At 65.7% G+C, this 19981-nt stretch carries 8 protein-coding genes and 1 pseudogene; 7 read left to right on the forward strand and 2 right to left on the reverse strand.

The features are described from left to right. Nucleotide 1: 1 nt before the first annotated feature. The 6 genes and pseudogenes from pglX to ACFYP0_RS33150 form a co-directional block, all read left to right on the forward strand. Entirely contained in the window at nucleotides 2-3550 is a 3549-nt protein-coding gene (pglX, locus tag ACFYP0_RS14855) for a BREX-2 system adenine-specific DNA-methyltransferase PglX (protein ID WP_386996271.1), read from the forward strand. Between the two features lie 42 nt (nucleotides 3551-3592). Further along, nucleotides 3593-7339: a hypothetical protein gene (locus ACFYP0_RS14860; protein ID WP_386996273.1), complete on the forward strand. Its 3747-nt coding sequence runs from the start codon at nucleotides 3593-3595 to the stop codon at nucleotides 7337-7339. Next, nucleotides 7336-10101 (forward strand): BREX-2 system phosphatase PglZ, encoded by a 2766-nt coding sequence (gene pglZ / locus ACFYP0_RS14865; RefSeq protein WP_386996276.1) that lies wholly within the window; start codon nucleotides 7336-7338, stop codon nucleotides 10099-10101. Before ACFYP0_RS14860 ends, pglZ begins: the two co-directional genes overlap by 4 nt. Then, on the forward strand, nucleotides 10098-11405 hold the full coding sequence (gene brxD, locus ACFYP0_RS14870) for a BREX system ATP-binding protein BrxD (RefSeq protein WP_386996278.1): 1308 nt from the start codon (nucleotides 10098-10100) through the stop codon (nucleotides 11403-11405). The genes pglZ and brxD overlap by 4 nt, the downstream gene beginning before the upstream one ends. Then, nucleotides 11402-13522, forward strand: a complete 2121-nt coding sequence (locus tag ACFYP0_RS14875; RefSeq protein ID WP_386996280.1) for a DEAD/DEAH box helicase — start codon at nucleotides 11402-11404, stop codon at nucleotides 13520-13522. The genes brxD and ACFYP0_RS14875 overlap by 4 nt, the downstream gene beginning before the upstream one ends. A gap of 193 nt (nucleotides 13523-13715) precedes the next feature. Continuing rightward, nucleotides 13716-13843 (forward strand): annotated as a pseudogene (locus tag ACFYP0_RS33150) (helix-turn-helix domain-containing protein); the annotation flags it as partial. Between the two features lie 56 nt (nucleotides 13844-13899). On the opposite strand, the gene ACFYP0_RS14880 reads toward ACFYP0_RS33150, so the two are convergent. Further along, nucleotides 13900-15282: a UvrD-helicase domain-containing protein gene (locus ACFYP0_RS14880; RefSeq protein WP_386996283.1), complete on the reverse strand. Its 1383-nt coding sequence runs from the start codon at nucleotides 15280-15282 to the stop codon at nucleotides 13900-13902. Between the two features lie 37 nt (nucleotides 15283-15319). Continuing rightward, nucleotides 15320-17050 (reverse strand): ATP-dependent nuclease, encoded by a 1731-nt coding sequence (locus ACFYP0_RS14885; protein WP_386996285.1) that lies wholly within the window; start codon nucleotides 17048-17050, stop codon nucleotides 15320-15322. Between the two features lie 794 nt (nucleotides 17051-17844). On the opposite strand from ACFYP0_RS14885, the gene ACFYP0_RS14890 reads away from it, so the two are divergent. Then, nucleotides 17845-19881, forward strand: coding sequence for a tetratricopeptide repeat protein (locus tag ACFYP0_RS14890; protein ID WP_386996288.1), 2037 nt, complete (start codon nucleotides 17845-17847; stop codon nucleotides 19879-19881). The last annotated feature ends 100 nt before the right edge of the window (nucleotides 19882-19981 follow it).

A 19981-nucleotide genomic window follows, 5' to 3' on the forward strand; every position in this document is an offset into this window, starting at 1 on the left:
AATGGCGGTCTCAACGGGGTTGACGGCAGCGCTCAAGAAGGTTGTCCTCGATCTGGAGGACGACCTCCGCGATCGTGTCGCCTCGCAGCCCGACGTCCTGGCGAGATGGGAACAGGAGCACAAGGCTGCGGAAAGCCGCGAGCGGACTGCCATGTCGTGGCAGGAATGGCGCGACGACCGGGTGACACAGGCGGCCGTTGCCTGGGTGCTGACCACGGTCTTCGTGCGTTTCTGCGAGGACAATCGCCTACTCATGCCGGTCTGGATCGCCGGACCCGCCGACCGCCGGCAGGAGGCCTTGGACGCGGAACTCTCCTACTTCCGCGCTCACCCTGAAGACACCGACCGGGAGTGGGTGCTCCAGGCGATCGAATACCTGAGGAACACGGAGGCGACCCGGGATCTGGTCGAGTCGCATTCTCCGCTGTGGACGGTCTCTCCGTCGGGTCAGGCCGCCAAGCGGCTCATCGCTTTCTGGCGCGAACGCACCGCCGACGGTGACCTCGTCTGGGACCTCGCCGACCCCGATCTGTCGACTCGATTCCTCGGCGACCTCTACCAAGACCTCTCCGACTACGCCAAGAAGACGTTCGCGCTGCTCCAGACGCCGGAGTTCGTCGAGGAGTTCATCCTCGACCAGACGATGGAGCCAGCGCTCGCCGAGCGACCGCTCGAAGGTTTCAAGCTCATCGACCCTACATGTGGGTCTGGTCACTTCCTGCTCGGTGCCTTCGCCCGGCTCTACGATCGTTGGGCCGCGCACGCCCCAGGCATGGAGGTGCAGACACGGGTACAGGAAGCACTCAACGCCATCCACGGCGTCGACCTCAACCCCTTCGCCGTCGCTATCGCCCGCTTCCGCCTCATGCTCGCAGCACTCCGGGCGGCAGATCTGAACACTCTGGAGCAGGCGCCTGCGTTCCAATTCCATCTTGCGGCAGGCGATTCCTTGCTGCATCGACGACCGCAGCTTGCACTCGAACTACCGGGCGTGGAGGACTACGACGTCGGGCTCAGCGGTTTCGCCTACGCGTCGGAGGACCTCGCGGCGCTGCGTTCGATCCTGGAGCCGGGCAAGTACGACGTCGTGGTGGGCAATCCGCCGTACATCACCGTCAAGGATCGAAAGCTGAACGCCGCCTATCGCGAGCTCTACCCGACATGCAAAGGAACGTATGCGCTGACGGTCCCGTTCATGGAGCGGTTCTTCCAGCTAGCAAAGTCCGTGGCCGGCGACCGGCCGGCCGGCTGGACTGGCCAGATTACATCTAACTCGTTCATGAAGCGTGAGTTCGGTTCTAGACTGATTGAAGAGTTCCTTAGCCGCCAGGACCTCCGACTCGTTGTTGACACTTCGGGTGCTTACATCCCCGGTCACGGAACACCGACGGTCATCTTGGTTGGTAGGCATCAGTCACCAACCACCGATACGGTCAAGGCGGCACTTGGAATTCGTGGCGAGCCGGGGCAACCCGACGTCCCGTCGGATGGTCTTGTCTGGCAAGAAATCGTAACTAATATCAGCAAAGCTGAATTCGAGGACGGCGACTTTATCTCCGTCGCAGACCTGCAGCGCAAAGTTTTGGCGAAACATCCATGGAGTTTGAGTGGCGGTAGCGCTGCAGGGCTGTCGGCTAAAATTGAGAAGGTCTCAACGAGTAGCCTTGCTGCAAGGATGGAAGTAGTCGGGCGCACGACGCATACTGGAAACGATGAGGCATTTTTCGTTCCTGCCGCTTCGTCAAGCGTCCTGGGGCTGGAGTCCGACGTAGTGCCAGTAGTGCTCGGCGAGGAAGTCCGCGATTACGGCTTGGAACCTGCGAACGTAACCATCCTGCCGAACGGTAGGCTCGGAAATCCCAAGGATTTGAGCTCTGCGGCGATGAAGCATCTCTGGCGCACGAGGCGTTCGCTCGAGACTCAACTCGATTTCGGCCAGACCAAGACAGAGCGAGGCCTTCGCTGGTTCGACCATTCGATGTTCTTTCCACAGCGCTTCCGTCGTCCGTTATCAATTGCTTTTGCCTTCGTCGCGACGCACAACCATTTTGTGCTGGATCGGGGCGGGAAGGTGTTCAAGCAGTCGGCGCCGGTGATTAAGTTGCCGGAGGGGGCGGCAGAGGACGATTACCTTGCGCTGCTGGGAGTGCTGAACTCATCGACGGCCTGCTTCTGGCTCAAACAGAACAGCCACGACAAGGGTATCCGGGGTGAGGGTGGAGGATTTACCTCGTCGGACTGGGAGCGATTTTACGAGTTTACCGGGACGACCCTGAAAGACTTCCCACTTCCTCCGAATCTACCGTTGGCTCTGGCTCGTTCACTCGACGATGCTGCTCAGAGGGCGGCAGCCCTTTTTGGCTCCATGGCGGCCGGAAATTGCACTCCAACACTCGGTGCAATTTCCAATGCCCGAGCTGAGTTCGGCGAGCTGCGTAAGCGAATGATTTCTGATCAGGAGGAATTGGACTGGCAATTCTATCTCTCCTACGGGCTCACCGAAGACGATTTGACGTATTCGGAGGGCGTTGCCCCAGGAATCCGCCTCGGAGAACGAGCATTTGAGATTGCGCTCGCCCGAAAGGTGATACGAGATGGCGAGTCTGCAGAATGGTTCACACGGCATGCGTCTGAACCCATAACTGAGCTACCTCTACATTGGCCGCAAGAGTATCGGGCGTTGGTGCAGCGGCGGCTTGAACTGATCGAGTCGAACAAGTTCATCAACCTGCTTGAGCGTCCCGAGTACAAGCGGCGGTGGGCCACCGAACCGTGGGAGAAGCGGGTCGAGAGGGCGTTACGGCGGTGGCTGCTCGACCGCCTGGAGGCACGCTCGTACTGGTTCGACGTGCAGGGGCGACCAACCGCCCGATCGGTCGCTCAGCTCGCGGACGTAGTGACCCGCGACTTCGATCTCGTCTCGGTCCTGCAGCTTTGGGACGGTCGGAAGGACCGGTCGGTCACCCAGCAGCTCTCTACGCTGCTGGATACTGAAAGCGTGCCCTTCTTGGCCGCGTACCGGCTCAAGGATTCTGGACTTCGCAAGCGTGAAGCATGGGAGCAGACCTGGGATCTGCAACGCCGCGAGGACAGTGGCGATAAGGTCGGCGAGATTCCGGTGCCGCCAAAATACGCGACCGCGGACTTCCGGAAGCAGTCGTGGTGGCAGCACCGGGGCAAGCTCGACGTGCCCAAGGAACGGTTCATCCTCTACCCGGACGCCGGTCGCGAGACCGACCCAACCCAGTTGCTCGGCTGGGCCGGCTGGGACCACGCTCAGCAAGCGCTGGCCCTGAACGCGGTCATCGCCGAGCGGGAGGCCGAAGGCTGGGCCGACGAAAAGCTCGTCCCCCTGGTCGCGGGCCTCGCGGAGCTTCAGCCCTGGGTGCGGCAATGGCACGACGAGACCGACCCCATCTACCAGCTTAATCTGGCGGACTACCTGGAAGAGCAGCTGCGAGGTCGCGCTCACCAGGTCGGCATGACCGTCGAGCAGCTTGGTGCTTGGAAGCCGCCGGCCGCCGTGCGTGGTCGTAGGGCGAGGGCTTGAGGGAGACATCGGAGCCATGACGATGCAGTTTGAGGAGAAGGCTTGAATACCCCGCTGCGCGACGTCATCAACATTCCTGAGCGCGCCGGCGCGGAGGACTACGTCCTGCGCCTGACCGACTCGGTAGGGCAAAGCGCCGTCCAGCGCACGCTCGACGAATACGTCGTCACCGATGCGCTGGTCGAGGCGTTCGATTCGGCGATGGGGCTGGTGGCCGAGGGCATCACCTCAGGTACGAGCCGTGGTTCGTTCCTCACCGGCTCGTTCGGTTCGGGTAAGTCGCACTTCATGGCCGTGCTGCATGCCCTGTTGCAGCATGAGCCCGCTGCCCGCGCCAAGGCCGAGCTTCAGCCCGTAGTCGCGCGCCACGATCCTGTCCTGGCAGACCGGAAGATCCTGCCGCTCGCCTTCCACCTGCTCGGCGCGCGGACGATGGAGGAAGCCCTCTTCCAGGGGTACATCCGCCAGATCGCCGAACGCCATCCCGGTGCGCCGCTGCCCGCGGTACACAAGTCCGACGCTCTTCTCGAAGACGCCGAGCGCTACCGGGCCCAGCTCGGCGACCAGCAGTTCTTCGCCGGTCTCAACGGCGAGGCAAGCGGCGAGGGCGGCGGCGCTGCCGACCCCTGGGCCGCCGTGCTGGGTAAGGGGCAGTGGGATGCGGTTCGTTACGCCGAGGCGCGTGCGGCCTCGGCCGCGAGTCCCAGCCGACAGAAGCTGGTGTCGGCCCTGGTCGACACGTACTTCCGCTCGTATACGCAGCAAGCGGAGTACGTCGACCTGGACACCGGGCTCGCGGCAATCTCGGTGCACGCCAAGAGCCTCAATTACGACGCCGTGGTGTTGTTCCTCGACGAACTTGTCCTGTGGCTGGCGTTCTCGGTGCAGGACCGCGAGTTCTTCCGCCGGGAGTCACAGAAGCTCACCAAGCTGGTCGAGTCGTCCATCGGCGGGCGGCCCATCCCGCTCATCTCGTTTGTGGCCCGGCAGATGGACCTGCGGCGCTGGTTCGCCGACTCCGGCGCCAGCGGTGCAGAGCAGGACGCGCTGGACCGCGCCTTCCGCCATCAGGAGGGCCGGTTCGGGGTCATCCCGCTGGGCGACGACAACCTTCCGTACGTCGCGAATCGGCGTCTCCTGCAGCCCCGGAACGCTGAGGCTTCCGCGGTCCTCGAAGGCGCTTTCGGGACAATTGACCGCCGCCCTGCCGTCTGGGATGTGCTTCTCGATGGCGTGAATACCGACGAGCGGCATCGCGGGTCCGACGAGAAAGCATTCCGCCTCACCTACCCGTTCTCGCCGGCCCTGGTGTCCACGCTGCGTAGCCTCGCCAGCGTCATGCAGCGCGAGCGGACCGCGCTCAAGGTGATGCAGCAGATGCTCGTCGACCGGCGCGAGACCCTGACCATCGACCAGATCATTCCGGTCGGAGACTCCTTCGACCTTGTCGTTCAGGGCCAGACCGGGCAGGCGTTGGACGCTGAGGCGGCCGCGCTGTTCCGGTCAGCCAACAAGCTATACACGGACAAGCTGCGACCGCTGCTGCTTGGTATCCACGGCATCGACGAGCGGACGCTGCGGGAGGAGGCGGAGAAGGTTCCGCCAGGCTTCCGTACGGATGACCGTCTGGCCAAGACTCTCCTGCTGTCGGCCGTCGCCCCAAGGGTGCCGGCCCTGATGGCGCTTACCGCGGCCCGGCTCGCGTCGCTCAACCACGGGTCGATCGTGTCACCGCTGCCGGGCGGCGAGGCGGCCGTGGTGCTGTCCAAGGTGCGCACCTGGGCCCGGGACATCCCGGAGATTCACCTCGACGGCGACGACCGCAACCCGACGATTCGGGTACAGCTGTCCGACGTCGACTACGAATCGATCGTGGAGCGGGCCAAGGCTGAGGACAACGAGGGCCGACGCCGTGAGTTGTTGAAGGACCTTGTCAGCGACAGTCTCGGCGTCACTCTGGCGTCACAAGACCTGCAGGGCGCATACCCGTACGACTTCGTCTGGCGTGGCTCGAAGCGAAAGGTCGATGTGCTCTTCGGCAACGTCCGCGACCGTAGCTGGCTGTCCGACGACCACTTCCGCGCTGCGCCGGACACCTGGCGGATCGTCATCGACCATCCGTTCGACGACCCGGGCCACTCCACCGTCGAAGACCTGCAGCGGCTGGACGAGATGGTGGCGCGGGGCGTGCAGGAGCGCACCGTTGTGTGGCTGCCGCGATTCCTGTCGAATGACAAAATTCGCGAGCTGCGGCGTCTGGTCATCCTCAACTGGCTGCTCGACGGCAGCATCGAACGCTGGCAAGGCCATGCCGACCACCTCAACGAGGCTGACCGTGCCTTGGCCCGGTCGATCCTGGAGTCCCAGCGCAACACGCTGCGGCGCAGCCTTGAGGACGCGGTGCAGCAGGCATACGGCGCCGCGTCACCGCGCCCGGGCGTCCTCCTCGAAGACGCGTCGCACGAGCGGACGCTGTTCTCCTTCGAACGGCGCTTCGCCCCGGCAAATCCGGTCGGTGCCACGCTCGGTCAGGCCTTCAACAACCTGCTCGACCAGGCGTTCAAGGCTCTCTACCCCGCGCATCCGCTGTTCGAGCCAGGCGATGTGGAGGTCAAAGTCCGCGACCTGAAAACCGTTGCTCGGTACGTCGCACAGACTGCGGCGGACAGCGAGAAGCGCGTCGAGCTTCAGGCCGACGCCGCCGTGGTACGACGGATCGCGGAGCCGCTCGGCGTCGGCAAGGCCACGGAGATGCACTACCTCTTCGGCGACGATCGGTTTACTCCGTGGGGTCAGGAGATCGAGCGAGCACTCGGCCGACGGTCGCAGGAACAGGGCAAGCCCGCCGACGGTCCGGTGACCGTGGCGGAGCTGCGGCGCTGGATCCGGGACGTCTCGCCTGCCCATGGCCTGCGGGACGAGGTCGCCGACCTGGTTGTCATCGCTTGGGCGGCGCTGCGGCAGCGGGCTTGGTTTCAACAAGAGATGGCGCTACCGGTTGCACCGGAGCCTGGCTCGCTCAACCCGGTGATGGAGCTGCGTACCCAGGAACTGCCGGCCGCCGGTGATTGGGAGGCGGCGCGAACCGTGGCCGGCGCGATGCTCGGCATCACGGCCGGGGCGTATCTCACCGCGCCCGCTGTGGCCGATTTCGTCGGGCAGGTCGTCACCAAGGCAGCGGAACTGTCGAAGACAGCGCCCGGGTTGGTGGGAGCGATCGAGACGGCGTATCGACGTGCGGAGATTGCAGACGGTAGCCGGCTGAGGACCGCCAAAGCCTGTTCCGCGCTGATGCAGCAACTGCGTCATCTGGACGGCGTCAAGCTCGTCCAGGTGTTGGCGAAGGCGGATCTCGGCGGTGCGACTCCAGTCGCCGCGGGTAAATCGCTGGCTTCGGCGGATGCTGTTGAAAAGGCGCTCATTGCGTTTTCTTGGCACCGGCTCGACCCGCTTCGCGCAGCTATGGACGGCGAGGGAAGCCGCGCCGCGGATGCCGCTGACGTCGTCAACGGCCTGCGTACCGCTCTGGAGCAGGACGAGTTGCCAGTCCCGATCGGACGGGCTCTTGCCTCTTGCGAGGACGGGATCTTCAGGTGGTTGGCGGGGAGCACCGCGCCCCCGCCGGGTCCTGGGCCCAAGCCGAAGCCGCCGGTGGTGCCGGGCCTCAAGGCCGGGAGTTCCAGTCGGGCAGGCGGAGCGGGGAACACAGACATCTTGGACCGGCTGCAAACCTTCTTGAACGACAACCCCGACGTCACCGTCGAGGTGACGTGGCGAGTGCTGCCGTGACCGTCGCCGTGGTCGCAACGCGGGTAAGCGCATCGATGGTGCTTGCCATCGTTGACGAGGCCCGCGCCAAGAACTACGGCAGCGGCGTCATCGGCATCCGTGGCGTCCCAGACCGAGCCATCACCGCCGACCTTCAACATCAGGGCCAAACCGTACGGGTTCGAGCGGCCGAGTCGGCGCTGGCCGCCCGCGAGCTGCTCGGTGACCACCGAGGCGGCGACTGGCTCGTCGTCGTCACCGACCGTGACGATGGCGACCTCGGCGCCGGTATCCTGGCCCACTTCATCTGGCAGCGCTTACGCAGCCCTGACCCGTGGGAGGCAGTGCGGACTCGATTCGCTGCCACCGGTATCGACCCTGCCCTGACCAGCCGACCGGACAACCGGGAGCTGGCCACCGCGTTGGTCGCTGCAACCCCGCAGGCGGGCTGGCCTGCAGCCCCGGCCGGGGTGCTCACCCGCACCCACGCGCTCGGTGCCGTGGCCGCAACCCACCTCGGCTTCGATACGGACACCGCCGACGTCCTTGGCGTCCTCCGCTGGTCGATCGCTGCGCAGAGCGTCGCCTCCCTCGGCGCCTTGCGACGAAGCGTCGGAGACCTGCTCGCCGACACCACGCTTGACTGGATCGCCCAGCGGGCGGGCTCGGCGGCAGGCCCGATACGTGCGCTGCTGTCTCGCGGCGAACTCGCCGACGTCGTACCGCTCGGTTTGGTTCTTCGGTTGCTGACCGCCGACCGATATGACCCGCCGACAGCTCATCAGGCACAACTTGCTCTGGTCCGGCTCGAACCGCGGTGGGGCGATCCCCGCCCGTCGCTGGTCGCGTTGGCCGCACTCGGACAAGCAGCGGACACACTGCTGTCCGACCTGATCCACGATCGGCGTGCCGATGACGATGTCGCGCGCTCCCTCGACCGGGCCGACGTAATCCTTAAGCAGCTCCAAGCCGAGCCGCTGGCCCGCTACTCAGGACTTCTCGCCGGCGGATTACGAGCGCGATATGTCGCGCTTGCCGACGCCCTGCGCCGGGCAATCGCTTCACCCGGCCATGTCGACAACACCAACACCGTCGAAACCGCCTGGGCTGCAGTTCAGACGCACCGGCTCAAAGCGACAACGCCACTGCGCGTTCCCTTCGAGGCCGCGGTACGACTTGTCCGGTGGCTCGCGGAGGTTGATCCACCGGCCGGCGCCGCCTCGGATGCCGCTGCACTCGGCGCTCTCGTGCGCCAGTACCTCGACAGCGAAGCATGGGCTGACGCGGCGATCAACGACGCGTTCGGCGGCGTTGACGATCCGAGCTTGTCAAGCGCACTCCACGCCGTCGTCACGGTCGCGCAGAAGCGACGCCGCGCACAGGAACGTCGCTTCGCCCGGGCGCTCGCCTCAGCGCCGCTCCCTACCGGCCGCGGCGTGCCCGCTGACTCGGGAACCATCTGGTACCTGGAGCAGTTACTGCCAGGCACCGTCATCCCGCTCGCCCGCAAGGCACCCACGCTGCTGCTCGTCCTCGACGGCATGAGCGCCGCCGTCGCGACGGAGATCCTGTCCGACGCGACTACACGCCTCGGCTGGCTCGAGGCTGCCCTGCCAGGAGCCGGCAACCGCCGAAGGTCCGCAGCGCTTGCGGCGCTGCCGTCGGTCACCGAGGTGAGTCGAGCCGCTTTGCTCACCGGCCGCCTCACCCGCGGGCAGCAGTCCGAAGAACTGCACGGGTACGCCGAACTCACCGCCAAAGGCGGAAAGATCACTGCACGGCTCTTTCACAAAAAGGCAGTGGATACGACGGCAGCGGGCTGGTCGGTCAGCCCGGACGTCGGCGGCGCCATCGACGACATTGAGCTGTCGCTGGTGACCGTCGTCTTGAACACGATCGACGACGCACTCGACCGCAGCGACCCTGCAGGAACGGTTTGGACCGCTGACGCTGTCAAACATCTTGAACCGTTGCTAGCGCGGGCCGCCGCCGCAGGGCGGACGGTCGTCGTGACCTCCGACCACGGTCACATCGTCGAGCGCCGCCAAGGCGCGCAACGTTCGTACCCGAATATTTCCAGTGCCCGTTCTCGCCCGGCGACCGCTCCCGTCCAGGACGACGAGATCGAGGTCAGCGGCCCTCGCGTCCTCACCGACGGCCACCGAGCCGTCCTGGCCGTCGACGAGACTCTCAGGTATGGACCCCTGAAAGCCGGCTACCACGGGGGAGCGAGCGCAGCGGAGGTCGTCGTCCCGGTCGCTGTCCTCGTACCTGATGAGACCCGCAACCGGGCCGGCCTGGAGTTGCTGCTGCCGCAGGAACCTGCCTGGTGGCTAACCTCCGCCCCCGCTCCGCGGCTGCCTGCCGAGCCGCCTGCCCAGAAGGCCGCGACCACCAAGAGTCGCGGAGTCCGACAGGACAGCCCGACCCTGTTCGACATGGGCCCACAGGCCACCGAGCAGCCGGCGGTGACACTCGGCCGCGCCATCGTGACTAGTTCCGTCTACAAGGCACAGCGGAGGATCACCGGCCGGCTCATCGTCACCGACGATCAGATCGCGAGCATCATCGACGCCCTGGTGGGGGCAGCTGCCAACCGGCTGGCACCCACCCTCGCAGCCCAAGCCCTAGGAGTGGCACAGACCCGGCTTCGGGGTGCGCTGACGCAGGTTCAGCAACTGCTCAACATCGAGGGATACGCCGTCTTGGCCGCCGAACCAGCCACCGGCACGGTCACGCTCGACGTCACACTCCTCACCGAGCAGTTCGAGGTGCCCGCGTGACGCCGGACGTTTCCCAGCGCCGCCGACGCGAGGTGATCGACGCGCTTCGCCGTGGGACCGTCCCGGAAAGTGGACTCGACCTGCTCGCAGTCGGCCTCGACCGATTTTCCGCCGCTCTTGACGGTGAGCTCGACACGGTCAGGTCCGGTGGCGCCGTGTTCAAGGCGGTGCGGGGCGAATACGGCGCCGGCAAGACATTCTTCACGCGACACCTGGCGGAGCGGGCTCTTCGCCGCGGCTTCGCCGCGGCCGAGGTGCAGATCTCCGAGACCCAGACGCCGTTGCACCGGCTGGAGACCGTGTACCGGCGCATCACTGAGTCCATGCGGACGGCGTCGATACCACCCAGCGCGTTCCGCGCTGTTCTTGACTCCTGGCTGTTCACGCTGGAAGCCGATGCGCTCGAAGCTGATCCCGCCGCGGAGGCAGACGTGGGCGCGGCGGTGGATCGGCTCCTCGAACAGCGGCTCGCCCAGGTCAGCAAGCACTCCCCGCTCTTCGCGCTGGCGTTGCGCGGCTACCGGGCGGCGTTGAGCTCGGGCGACACCGTCGTCGCCGACGGCTTGGCCGCATGGATGGCCGGACAACCGCAGGTCTCGGCGTCGGCGAAACGAGCCGCCGGGATCCGCGGCGAGCTCGACCATTTCGGCGCCATGGCCTTCCTTCAGGGGCTACTCACCGTCCTGAGGGACGCTGGTCATCCGGGATTGGTCCTTGTCCTCGATGAGGTCGAGACGCTGCAACGGGTCCGTGGCGACGTCCGGGACAAGGCACTCAACGCACTGCGGCAGCTGATCGACGAGGTTCACTCCGGCCGCTTCCCAGGGCTGCATCTCGTCATCACCGGCACGCCGGCGTTCTACGACGGGCAGCAGGGAGTGCAGCGGCTCGCCCCGCTGGCGCAACGGCTTGCCGTCGACTTCGCCACGGACCCGAGATTCGACAACCCCAGGGCCGTGCAGATCCGCCTGCCGGGCTTCACTATCGAGTCCCTGGTCGAGCTGGGCGCCCGCGTTCGGGACCTCTACGCCGACGCATCAACCGCTCCCGACCGGATTCGGACTCTGGTCGACGACGCGTACCTTGACCAGCTGGCTCGTGCCGTTGCCGGCGGCCTGGGTGGAAAGGTCGGCATCGTGCCGCGCCTGTACCTGAAGAAGCTGGTGGGCGATGTCCTCGACCGCGTCGACCAGTTCCCGGACTTCGACCCCAGACAGCACTACGCGCCGACCATGTCGGCAGCGGAGATGACCGACGTGGAACGCAACGCCGCAAGCGCCGACGACATCACACTAGACGTGTGACTGCCGCCGACCTGCTACATCCCGTCCTGCTGCACCACATCGTCAACTCCCTGCAATGGCAGGGTCTGCGACCCCTGCAGGACGCTGCTGTGGGGCCCCTTCTGGCTGGCGAGGACACGCTCCTCCTCGCGCCGACCGCTGGCGGCAAAACCGAAGCGGCAGCGTTTCCGCTGTTGTCTCGGATGGCAGCCGAGGGCTGGTCCGGAACCTCAGTGCTTTACCTCTGCCCGCTCAAAGCCCTACTCAACAATCTGCTGCCGCGCTGGGAACGCTACGCCGACTGGTTGGGACGGCGAGCCGCGCTCTGGCATGGCGACGTCACCACGTCGCGACGGCGGGCCATTCTGGCTGCCCGCCCGGACGTGCTTCTGACCACGCCGGAATCCCTGGAATCGATGCTGGTCAGCCGAAACGTCGACCATCGGGCGTTCTTCGCTGGCCTGCGGACCGTGGTCGTCGACGAGGTGCACGCCTTTGCCGGCGACGACCGTGGCTGGCATCTCCTCGCTGTCCTGGAACGTCTGACCCACCTGATCGGCCGGCCCGTTCAGCGGATCGGGCTCTCGGCAACCGTGGGCAATCCGGATCGCCTGCTGGCCTGGCTGCAGGGCTCCGGCGCGGGTGTTCGGGCCGGACGCGTCATCGCTCCTGACCTGTCGGTCGCCGCGAAAGCGACTGCGGCAACACCTCCGCCGGGCGAGATCGAACTCGACTTCGTCGGCTCCCTGCAAAATGCTGCCACCGTGCTCGCCGGGCTGCACTCCGGTGAAAAGCGGCTGGTCTTCTGCGAATCCCGCCAGGCCGTAGAACAGCTCGGGAGTCTCCTGCGGGAGCGCGGCATCACCACCTTCCTGTCACACGCCTCGCTGTCCGCAGACGAAAGAAGACGCTCGGAAGAGGCGTTCGCCGAGGCCCGTGACTGCGTCATCGTTTCGACCAGCACACTCGAACTGGGAATCGACGTCGGTGACCTCGACCGCGTCATTCAGATCGACGCCCCCTCGACTGTGGCTTCCTTCCTGCAACGACTCGGGCGTACAGGTCGGCGGCCCGGCGGCATCCGCAACTGCCTCTTCCTCACCCGCAGCGGCGACGCCCTGCTGGAGGCTGCGGCTCTGCTGGTGCTCTGGGGCCGCGGATGGGTCGAGCCAGTCGTCGCCCCGCCCGAGCCACGGCACATCGTCGCCCAGCAGATGCTCGCGCTCTGCCTGCAAGAACACCGAGTGGGGGATCAGAACTGGCCGCAGTGGTGGAACGGTCTCGACCCCTTCGGCCGCGGCGCCACCCCGATCATTCGCCATCTGATCGATCAGGGCTACCTCGACAGCGACAGCGACATGCTTTACATCGGCCCCGAAGCTGAACGGCGCTTCGGACACCGACACTTCATGGGCATGACAGCAGTATTCGTCGGAGCACCCGAGTTCACCGTCCTGGTAGGCCGCGATGAGCTGGGCCGCGTCGACCCCGCGCTGCTCACGGAGGAGGTGCAGGGCGACCGTCGCCTGCTACTCAACGGGCGAAGTTGGCGGGTCACCTACATCGACTGGCGGCGCCGCCGCTGCTTCGTCGAACCCGCCGAGAGCGGCGGGAAAGCTCGTTGGACGACCGGGGGCTGGGCAGGCCTCGGATTCGAGCTGAGCCGCGCCATGCGCGAGGTGCTTCTCGGCGCTGACCCCCCGGTAAAGCTCACACAGCGAGCAGCCAAGCGCCTCGCCCAAGAGCGGGAAGAGCGATCCGCGCTGGTGCATCCGGGTGGCAACGTCATCGTTCGCGATCGGCACGGCGATGACCTGCGCTGGTGGACCTGGGCCGGTTTCCGCGCGAACGCAACGTTGGCGGCCACGTTGACCGAGGTGGTCGACCCTGTCCAACGCTTCGATGACTGCCAGATCCGCCTGCGGACGAATCTCATTCGGGAAGAATGGCGGAAACTCATCGCCGACGCAGATCAGCGTCTGTGCTTGCCCGAGGTCAACAAGAAGGCTCTCGACGGCCTCAAGTTCAGTGAAGCGCTGCCGGAGCGGCTCGCGCTGGCGACGCTGGCGTCTCGCCTCGCCGACCTCGGTGGCGCAACCGCTGTCCTGCAGGAGCCGACGCGGTTCGTTCAGACATAGCCGGGCAGCGTGTCAGCCAGGCTGCGTGACGCGCTCTCCAGTCTCACGCTTGGTAGGGGCCTCCGACACGCGCTCTGGCCCTCCAGCGTGCTGACCCAAATCCGCTCGGAGGCAGCGCGGGGCAGGTTCAGTCGGTCGGAGCTTTTGATCTTGCTGATTGGGTGGGACAGGTTGTTTCGCCGTGCGTGCAACGTTGACCCTGGCTGATCGCGAGGAGATATCCCGTGGCTTGGCCGAAGGCCTGGAGTTCAAGCAGATCGGTGTGCTGATCGACCGGATCCGTTGGTGGTGTCGCGGGAGGCTGCCCGGCGTGGTAGCCGGCCTACCGCAGCAAGCGCGCCGACACCTCGACGGTTGCAGTCCAAACACCACGTTTACTACTTGGCGTCTGGCCGGAGGACGGGCTCGCGGCTGACGATGGTGAGGCTCCGGCGGGCCCTTGTCATTGCCACGTAGAGGCTGGTCGGGTGATGGGCATCGGCATCAAGGATGATCGCATGGTCGTACTCGAGACCCTTGATCAGGACAGGGCGTGAGATGACATGTTGTGTCGTCCGGCGGCCTGTGACGCGTGCGCGGTTGCGGAGTTGCGTCACGGCTGCCGCCACGTCGGTGGTGCCCGAAGTGGCGATTCGCAGGGCGTTCAGGATCGTGTACCAGGCGTCGTGACGAAAGATCTTCGTGGTCGGCACGGAATCGAGGGCGTTGAGGGCTTCGTGCACTCGTGCGGGTGACGGATCATCGAGCAGCACAGACAATCGGACGAGCGCGTCTTGGGCACCTTGGCGTTTCAGGTGGGCAACGCTTTGGCCGGCTGCAAGCTTCTTCAGCACAGCGGTGTCGAGGACGTCCGCAAGCTTGGCGGCGCAGGTCTTGGCGAACTTGGCGGTCTCGGAGGCGACGGTCGCAGGATCTCCTTTGTCGACGAAGGCGGCGAACTTCATCATCTCCTTGCCCTCGATTTCCTCCATTACGGTATAGAGACCACCAAGGTTTCGGGCCTGGGATGCGACATCGTGGGGCAAGTCGCCGATGGCCACCACAGACCCGACTGCGGTCCGGTGGCCGAAGCAGGCACGTGCCCGGTTGGCGGGGTCGGCGGCGATCCAGGTCACCGGTGCGGATTCGTCGAGGACGATGGGGGCACCGGTGATGATGTCGGTACGTACCTTGATTAGCCACTCCCCAAGGACCTCGTTGTGGCTAAGCCAGCGCCACGGCCGCGCCGGGAGTTCCGTGTTCGGCCATCGTGCCGCGACGTCCGTTTCCCAGGTGATTGGCACGTTGCCGCCGAAGTTGAAAATGCTCTGCAGTGGGTCGCCGAAGACAGCCACCGGCAGGATCTCGCCCAGGGCACGGATGAGGGCGTGCTGGTCGGCTCCGCAGTCCTGGTACTCGTCAACGACCGCCAAGTCGTAGCTGGCTGCCAGTACGCGGCGAATGGCGCGGCTGGATACGACAAGCTCGGCGCCGGTGTAGTAGCGCAGCGAGTCAGACCAGTTCGGCAGTTGCGGCGCCGAGAACTGCGCGAGCTGCGGGTAGCGGTTCACCAGGGAGTGAGACCAGCTCGCGATTGTCTCCACGCGTACATGCCTCTGCGTGACCCCGAAGGCGGTCATTCTTCGTCGAAGCGCGTCAACTCCGGCGTTGGTGTGAGTAAGGACCAGGGTTCTCTCGCCGGCGTTGGCAGCTAGAGAGCCGACGGCGGCGATGACATGGGTTTTGCCAGTACCTGCAGGCAGCTGCACAGAGCACGGCATCGTCTGGCGGACCTTGCGGGCGACGGCGAGCAGTTCGTCATTGGGAGTAATGGCTGTCTCCGTAAATGAAACTGTGCAGGTCCGCGAGGCGGTGTCCCAGCGCGACGCCCTTGAACTGGTCCCAGTGATCGAGGACGAACGCACCCAGCCGTTCACCGGGGTCTTCGCGCTTGAACCATGCCTTCTTCCCGGCCGCTGCGGCAACGGCTCGCTGCAGCTCAGGTAGGGCATGGCCGGCCTCCAGCCATGAGGCAGGGCTCAGCTGGCCCGGTGCGGGGACCCGATCTAGCTTGGCGACGACCGCGTCGCGGACCGGGTCCTCACCGCTGAGCTCGGCGGCCAGCTGCAACAAGTCCGAAAGTCCGTCGATGTCGAGTGCCGAGGTGATCTCGGCCTCCGTAGAGTGCCCGGCCTGCCAGCGGATCACGGCGACGCCTGCGTGAGTGGCGGTGGCGATGTCTGCGTCGAAGTTCGGGTCGTCGTTGTCCACGAGCAGCAGCGTGCTGAAGCCGAGGTCCTGGAAGACCTTGGCCCGCACGGGTGCGGTCTTGCCGCCTCCGTCGGCCAGGGCGACGCCGAGCGCAGCATGTGTCGGCTGGTCGGCGTCGATCTGTTCGGTATCCCAGGCCCGCATGAGGTGGCGGACCATACCGACCTCGGTCTTACCTTCGCCCACGATGACTTTGCGGGCCAGTACCGCGCTGGGGCAGGCTCGCAGGGACGACTGGGCGTCATGGACGACGTCGGGGACCTGGCGCACGGTGGTCTCGCCGGCGGTGCTCCGCACCACGCAGATATCCGCCGTTTCGAGAGCCTGTACAGCGGAGGGTGAGTGGGTGGTGACGATGACCTGTCCACGGCTGCCAATCGCACGCTGCTTCACCCGGTGCAACACGTGCAGCAGCCGATGCGGCTCAAGGCCCTGCTCAATCTCGTCGACCAGCATGACGTGCCCATTGAGCGCAGCGCCTTCCTGAACGGCGATGCTGGTCAGTCGACGAGTGCCCAGGCCTGCGTGCGTGAGTGGCACGGCTCCTTCATGCAGCAGCAGGGCGCCCGTCGAAGCGACCGCCAACGGGTCCCACCCCGGCCGCAAGCCCGTGTAAGCAGCACCGCCGATACTGCTGGCGGCCAAAGCGACCGTGTCGGCCGCTGCCTGCAGGGCGGTATGAGACGCGTCGAAGACGGCGTTGCGCGCAGCCCGCCCCGCCAGGGTGACGGCTTGGCTCGCACCAGAGGTCTCCGTGAGCCGAGTGAGCGCGGAGCCACGGCCCCACCGCAGGTGGGTGTCGACTCGCTCGTCGATGCGGAACAGGCCAAGCGCCTTGCGCTTGGAAGCGGTGAGAGGCTGGGTGGTCTCGGTGGAACCAGGCCGCATGACAGTCCACTCAGCCTCAAGGTCTTCATCCACGCGCAGCTGCAGCAGGACGCACTCTTCGGCGCCGTCAACCGGGTCGTGCAGCAGCTGCCCACTCTCGGCAAGTCCGCACAGGTCGAGGCCGAAAGCACTGTCGGCCAGCATCGTGTCGTCCAGATCGCCGATCAGGAGTTGGAGCACGATGGGCTGGGAGACGTCACACCGGTGGAAGTCAGCGTCGGTGAACTGGACCGTCCATCGTGGGCTCAGGACGAGCGCAATGGCGTCGAGCAAGGTCGTCTTAGTGCTGTCGCCGGGACCGACCAGGCACACAAATCGCTGGCGAGGCAGTGACCAGTCGGCGTGCCGAATGCCGCGGAAGTTGCGAGCGATGACCCGCCGAATCTGCATCGGCGCATTCTACGGCTTGGGCGGACCGACTTGAACTCGAACACCGCGGCGGAAACTGTTCCACAGCCAGGGATGCCGATCAGGCGACTCCTGGTCATTCGAACGGCCGGGCATCGCCAGCCGAGCGGTCCGGAAACCTTGAGGCTCAACCCAACGTGCGGGCGAGCTATTGCGGCGGGCAGAGCAGCCGGCGCAGACAGTGAATAGCCGACGGGTAGGTCGGCTTTGCCTCGAACGGAGTTCAACTCGCAGGTTGCGTTAGGCTGCGCTCTAAAACCCGCCAGCCCGGGGGAGGGCGGAAGGAGTTGACTTTGAGGCAGTGGCGTCGAGGTCTCGTCGCGGCTCTGGTGATAGTTGTTGCGGCAGCGGGGATGTGGGCGCTGCTCCGATACGGCCTTCTGTTGTGGCTGCCGAGTGAGAGTGATCCATTACGGACTGTTATTGAAGGCTTGAGCTGGGTGGTGGCGATCCTCTCGTTCCCCCTCGTGGTCGCTGCGCTCGTGCTCCAGGTGCGGGCCGGGCGGCGTGAATCGACGTCCACCAGCGCGTCACCGCAGCCAAGGATCACCATCAACAATGGTGTTCACGGTCATGGGTCGGGGCAGACTGTCGGTGTTGCGACAGGCGGGCAGGTCGCGACGGGAGAAGCCACACAGTACCCGCGCCGGCCCGGCGATGACGTGGGACAGTCCTTGCCGGAGAGAGGCGACGCCCCAGCTGAAGAGCCCACGACCGTCATTAATGGCGGAGTGGCCACTGGGACGGGCGGACTCAGCATTGGACACTCCGGTCCGGTGAGCTATCACCACACCGTTGTCGTTGATCCCTTTCCGCCTGCATTAGAGACGCTTGAGCTGCGGTTGGTGCCGGTCACCGAACTCGACCCGTTCGATCTCGAGGTTCACCGAGCCATCACCGCTCCAGGCGGAGCCGGAGCAGCGCTTCCCGAGCTCCCTCGATACTTCTTACGACCGCACGACGAAATTCTCCGTCAGAGCGTGCAGCATGCTTGCGATGGTACGAGCGAGTTCATCGTTCTCGTGGGTGGGTCTTCGTCGGGCAAGACACGGGCGTGCTGGGAGGCGATCCAGCAATTGCCCGCGCGGTGGACGGTGTGGCACCCCATCTCGCCATCGCCGTCGCAGGCCGTGCTTGATGGGTTGGCGCGGATACCCCCGTTCACGGTTGTCTGGTTGAACGAACTCCAGCATTACCTGGTTTCACCCGATCCCAGTGTGAGCGAGGTGGTGGCCGCGAACTTGCGCGAACTCCTTCGTGATCACGAGCGTGCGCCGGTGCTCATCGTGGGAACGATCTGGCCGGACTACCTCAACAGGATCACAATGGCCCCTCCTCCGGACCAGGCGGATCTGTACGCGCAGGCTCGTATCCTCGTTGCCGGCAACGAGTTGCCGATCCCTGGGCGGTTCAGCCCAGAGGAGTTGGCCGCCGTCGGCGCCGCGGGAGGCGACGACCCGCGCTTGCGGCAAGCCCTTGCCTTCTCCAGGTCTGGCGAGATCACGCAATACCTAGCGGCTGGGCCGGCCATAGTCGAGCGGTATGAAGCTGCTCCCTCCGCGGCTCGAGCGGTTATCGATGCCACGATCGACCTTCGTCGGCTCGTCGCTGACCTGGACCCGCCCCGATCCTTTTTGGAGCACGCTGCTGTCGGGTATCTGTCGGACTCCGAATGGCAGTCGACCAGCGACGACTGGTTGGACCAGGCACTGGCTTTCGCAGGCGCCAGGTGCCGTGGTGCATCCGGACTAGTAACGCGGCGGAGGCAGAAGCCGGGGCAGAGTGAGCAGGGCGAAGCGGGTTTCACCGTGAGTGACTACCTGGCGCAGTGGGGCAGAATTAGCAGGTGTTTCCAGGTCCCGCCGGTGGAGTTCTGGCAGGCGGCCTCTGATCACTTCGCCGACGCCGGAGTCCTCGTGTCGCTTGGGTCCGCGGCGGCGACCAGGTGGCGCCTCCGGCACGCAGCCATGTTGTTCGAGCGGGCTGCGGAGCTCGGCAACGTCCAGGCACTCGTTCTGCTTGGTGACATGCACGCTCGATCCCGAAACCTCGATCAAGCCGAACTGCACTACCGGCGAGCGGCGGCCGGTGGCGGTACGGACGCGCAGATTGAGCTTGCCCGCCTTCTCGTCGCTCGGGGAGAGATCGATGAAGCTGAACGGTGGCTGATACTGGCGGCAGGTAAGCACGACGCTAAGGCTCAGCAATTGCTGGCTCAGCTTGCTGAATCGCAAGGAGACAATGGCCGCGCGGAACAGTGGCTACGAGAAGCGGTCGAAACGGCCGGTTTCGAGGGGGCGCGACCGCTCAGGCAGCTAGCACGCCTTCGCTCCGAAGCCGGTGACGCGCGTGAGGCAGCAGAGCTCCGCGCGCAGGCTATGAATTGCGTCCAGGTCTTCGCTCGTCGGCCGTTGGGGGACATCCAACAGCGGAGTGGTGGTGCGGACAAGCTGGAGCGGAGTCTTCGGCGGCGTGTGTCCGAAGCAGAATCTGCCGGGCGCGGGGCGGACCCGCGTGACCTCGTGCTGTTGGCCGAAGCGTGCGAAGACAAGGGCAACCGCGACGAGGCGGAGGCTTTTGCTGAGCGTGCAGCGTGCGCCGGAGACGTGTCCGCTTTCGGGAGCCTCGTCGTGGTTCGTGGCAACAGCGGCCAGGCTCAAGAGGCGGAAAGATTGGCGCGGCGCGCGACGGACGCCGGCGACAGTAATTGCCTGACGATCTTGGCCGATGCGTACTCCGACGACCCCGGCTGGCAGCGAATTCGCCGGTTTGGGCTGGAGCCGGATGGCGGGACGGCCACGGATTGGTTCTAAGCTCGGTGATGGACGCGCGCTGATCGACTCGACTCGCGATTCGCGCGGTGCCCGGGACGGACGAGAACCCGGTTTCGGCTGCCGAGATCTACTGGCGGGT

The sequence above is a fragment of the Micromonospora arida genome (genome assembly GCF_042873195.1).
In the GTDB taxonomy this organism is placed as follows: Bacteria; Actinomycetota; Actinomycetes; order Mycobacteriales; family Micromonosporaceae; genus Micromonospora; species Micromonospora arida.

Bases quoted from the DNA above. Each gene is read 5' to 3' on its own strand.
- ACFYP0_RS14880 (WP_386996283.1), bottom strand. From the start codon at position 15,282: ATGCCGTGCTCTGTGCAGCTGCCTGCAGGTACTGGCAAAACCCATGTC.
- ACFYP0_RS14885 (WP_386996285.1), bottom strand. From the start codon at position 17,050: ATGCAGATTCGGCGGGTCATCGCTCGCAACTTCCGCGGCATTCGGCAC.
- pglX (WP_386996271.1), top strand. From the start codon at position 2: ATGGCGGTCTCAACGGGGTTGACGGCAGCGCTCAAGAAGGTTGTCCTC.